Source organism: uncultured Fretibacterium sp. (genome assembly GCF_963544685.1).
Lineage (GTDB): Bacteria > Synergistota > Synergistia > Synergistales > Aminobacteriaceae > CAJPSE01.
The window spans coordinates 1-3,359 of sequence record NZ_CAUUGJ010000174.1 but is presented as its reverse complement, the minus strand read 5'-3'; the positions used below and the strand labels follow the sequence as shown (position 1 = coordinate 3,359).

General features: G+C 66.3%; 5 protein-coding genes. 3 read left to right on the top strand and 2 right to left on the bottom strand.

Features of this window, described 5'->3' with window-relative positions; genetic code table 11:
- Positions 1-511 (top strand): hydroxyethylthiazole kinase (locus tag ABLA28_RS11075; RefSeq protein ID WP_347713715.1); only part of this gene is annotated, 511 nt, incomplete at its 5' end.
- Positions 508-1,149: a thiamine phosphate synthase gene (gene thiE / locus ABLA28_RS11070; protein WP_347713714.1), complete on the top strand. Its 642-nt coding sequence runs from the start codon at positions 508-510 to the stop codon at positions 1,147-1,149. The genes ABLA28_RS11075 and thiE, both read left to right, overlap by 4 nt.
- A gap of 73 nt (positions 1,150-1,222) precedes the next feature.
- Here thiE and ABLA28_RS11065 read toward each other — a convergent pair whose 3' ends face one another.
- The gene (locus ABLA28_RS11065; protein WP_347713713.1) at positions 1,223-2,035 is read right to left on the bottom strand and encodes a prepilin peptidase; all 813 of its coding nucleotides are present in this window, start codon (positions 2,033-2,035) and stop codon (positions 1,223-1,225) included.
- 8 nt (positions 2,036-2,043) lie between these two features.
- Positions 2,044-2,430 carry a hypothetical protein gene (locus ABLA28_RS11060; RefSeq protein WP_314717798.1) on the bottom strand — a complete coding sequence of 129 codons (387 nt, stop codon included), beginning with the start codon at positions 2,428-2,430 and terminating at the stop codon, positions 2,044-2,046.
- Positions 2,431-2,746: 316 nt separating this feature from the next.
- Between ABLA28_RS11060 and ABLA28_RS11055 the strand changes: the two genes are divergently transcribed.
- A partial coding sequence (locus ABLA28_RS11055) for a hypothetical protein (RefSeq protein WP_347713712.1) occupies positions 2,747-3,359 on the top strand: 613 nt, incomplete at its 3' end.

Genomic DNA, 3,359 nt, shown 5'->3' with positions numbered 1-3,359 from the left:
GTCCCGCCTGAGGGTCAAGCTGTTCGACGGCATCCTGGCACGACACGCGCTCTCCATCCTCAAGGGAAACGCGGGGGAGATATCCCTGATGACGGGGACGGGAGGGGCGACCCGGGGCGTGGACGTCGCCGAGTCCGGCGACCTGCGCAGCGGCGTGACGCGGCTGGCCCGCAGACACCGCTGCACAGCCTGCGCCACGGGGCCGGAGGACATCCTCGGCGACGGCGAATCCGTGGCGTTGATCCGGGGCGGCAGCGCCCTGCTGCCCTGCATCTCGGGGAGCGGATGTGCGGCTGGGACGGTTGTCCTGGCCACGGCGGCCGCCTGTGGAGAGCCGGCATTGGGAAGCCTCTGCGGGCTGCTCGCCATGGGGCTCGCCTCGGAGCGGGCGGAACGGGAGGCCCGTGGAAGCGGCACCTTCGCGGCGGCATTGGTTGACGCGCTTCATCGGCTCGCTCCCGAGGACTTCTCCGGTTCCTCGGCCCGCTGGGATCTGGAGGCGGCGATATGACGACCCTACACGAAAGGATCGACCTGCGGCGCGCAATGCGCCTTTACGTGATACCGGACCGGACCGTCGGGGCGCCGCTCCGTCTGGAGGAACAGGCCCGTCAGGCCCTGGCCGGGGGCGCCACGGCCCTGCAGCTGAGGGACAAGGAGGCGGACGGCGGAGAACTGTTCGCCGAGGCCCGGCAGATGCTGTGCCTCTGCCGGGAGCTGGGCGTGCCCCTCTTCGTGAACGACCGGCTGGATATCGCTCTGGCCTGCGGGGCCGACGGCGTGCATCTGGGGCAGGGCGACCTTCCCGTGGCCGAGGCCCGGCGGCTGGCCCCGCGGCCCTTCATCATCGGGGCCTCGGCCCGCACCCCGGAGGACGCGGACCGCGCCGTCCGCGACGGGGCGGACTATCTGGGCGTCGGCGCGGTATTTCCCACGGGCTCGAAGGAGGACGCGCGGGTCATCGGCCTGGACGGCATCCGCGCCATAACCCGAGCGGCCGCCGTCCCCGTCGTCGCGATCGGGGGCGTATCCCTGGATAACCTCGGGGAGGTCATGGCCTGCGGAGCGGACGGCGTGGCGGTGATCTCCGCGGCCGTCCGTGGCGACATCCCCGCCAACATGAAGCGTCTGCGGGAGGGGCTGGAGTAGCCCGACAAGCAGGAAGGGGACGCTGCAGGGGCGTCCCCTTCCTCGTCCCGCCATGATCGATACCCTGGAGCCCTCAGCGGAACGGCCAGGGAGGCAGAAAGGCCCCCGGGGCTCCGAAGCGCTCCCCGAGGAACGCAAGCGCCTGAGGTCCCCAGATGAGCGTAAGGTAACATCCGACGGCCAGGTAGGGCACCAGGGGGATGGAGTCCCCCCGCCCCCAGCGGACCTTTCCGCGGATCATGAGGACGGCGATCCCCACGCCCCCGGCCATGATGCCGGCGTAGAAGGCCAGGAGGGTGAGGCGCCAGCCGAGGATCGCGCCGATCCCGGCCATGAAGCAGGCGTCGCCCCATCCCATCCCCCCGCGGCTGGCAAGGATGATGAGGGCGAAGATCCCCCATCCGACGGCCGCTCCCAGAAGTCCCTCCAGAATGGCGTCGCGCCCCCCCACCAGGCGAATCAGGATGCCGCCTATCCCCATGGACAGGGCAAAGGCGTCGAAGACCTCCCCGGCCTCGTAGTCGGTGAGGGCGTTCAGCAGCAGGCCGAAGGCCCCGACCAGGGAGATGAGAAAGGCCCAGGAGACGCCCCAGCGCCACGCAGTCCCCGCCGCCGCAAGGGCCCCGATGAGCTCGACCATCAGGTAGCGCGGGGAGACGCGCGCGCCGCACCCCCGGCACCGCCCGCGCTGCGCCACCCAGGAGAGGATGGGGATGAGCTCCAACGAGGAGAGGACGCGTCCGCAGGACTCGCAGACGGAGCGCTCGTTCCCCCACCAGGGCCGCCCCTCCAGGCTGCGGTGGGCGACGACGTTGAGAAAGGACCCCATGCAGGCGCCCAGGACCGCGGCAAGAACCGGCAGAAAAAACTCCAGAGACAGGTCCATCGAGCGTCCTAGCGCCTCCTGGACTTGTCGCTGTAGAGCTGCTGCCCGTAGGATACGGTGCTCTTCTGGGCCTGGGACGCCGCGGCGGCCTTCATCTCGTTCAGGGACTTCTCCAGCTCCAGCGCCAGTTTCTGACGCGAGGATTCCTCGTTGGAGAGGTTTACCGTGGATTCCCGGTCCAGGTACCCCATATCCACCAGTGCCTGGACGTCCCGGATGTCGGCATCCAGGGAGGTGGACAGAGTATCCACGTTGAACTCCATCTTGGGATTGTCCCTCAGAAAATCGCGGACCTTCATGTAAAGGTCGTCGAGCCGCTTCTTGCACGCGGGGCACGTCCGGCCTCCCGCCGCGGTAAAGATCTTCCGGCACAGTTTGCACGTAACCAGGGCCATCGTGAAGCATCCTCCTGTTTGTCCTGTATTTGTCCCTATAGACGAGATGACCGGAACATCGGCACGGGGAGAGAATCCCATGGGCCGACACGGCCGGTATTTTTATTGTACCTCATAATTCCCGGCTCGGGGCGGGCAGTCGCAGAGAAAAAGGCGCCGTCGGTAAAGGAGAGAAGAGGGAACGTGCCCGCACATCCCCCGTCTCCCGCGAGGGCGGGAAAAACCATCCTTGCCCTCCCCTGGCGATAGGATACAATAACGGCATGGCTTCGCCGTCACATCACTCCATTCAAATCAAAGGAAGGTGCGTTTTTCAATGAAAAAGGCGATGTTTCTTCTGCTCCTCCCGTTCCTTGCCGCAGCGATGTTCCTCCTGTCGTCGGCCCCCGCGGAGAGCCGGACGGTCCAGGACATTCAAAGCTATGTCGATGCGGCCAAGGCCCTGAACCTGAGCGAAGGGAACCTGCAGGTCAAGTCCAACGAGTTCGACGTCGAGGAGATCTTAAAGGACGCCCGTTTCATGGGTCTGCTCCGCGGCAGGATCCGCATCGCCCGTCTGGTCGACAGGGCCATGAGGGACTCGGAGGGGGGCAACGGCGACCTGAACACGGAGGTCGGCCCCATCGTCGCCTTTCTCCTTTCGGGGCAGAACGGGCTCCCCACGATGGACAATATCGTCAAAAACGCCGTGAGCAATGTCGTCAAGCCGCTCGAGCTCGAGGGGATACTCAAGGAGCTGCCCCGTTATTACGACGCCGTCGTGAACACGGCGGACTGGCAGAAGAAGTTCCAGAAAATACTCTCCCAGAAGTATACCTCGCTTAACGGGGGGGCGATCTTCCACCTTGCGGGCTTCCCGGAGATCGGGGACAAACCCTACTATATGGGGGCCATGGATATCGAGCTCACGGACGGATCGTTCTCCCTCT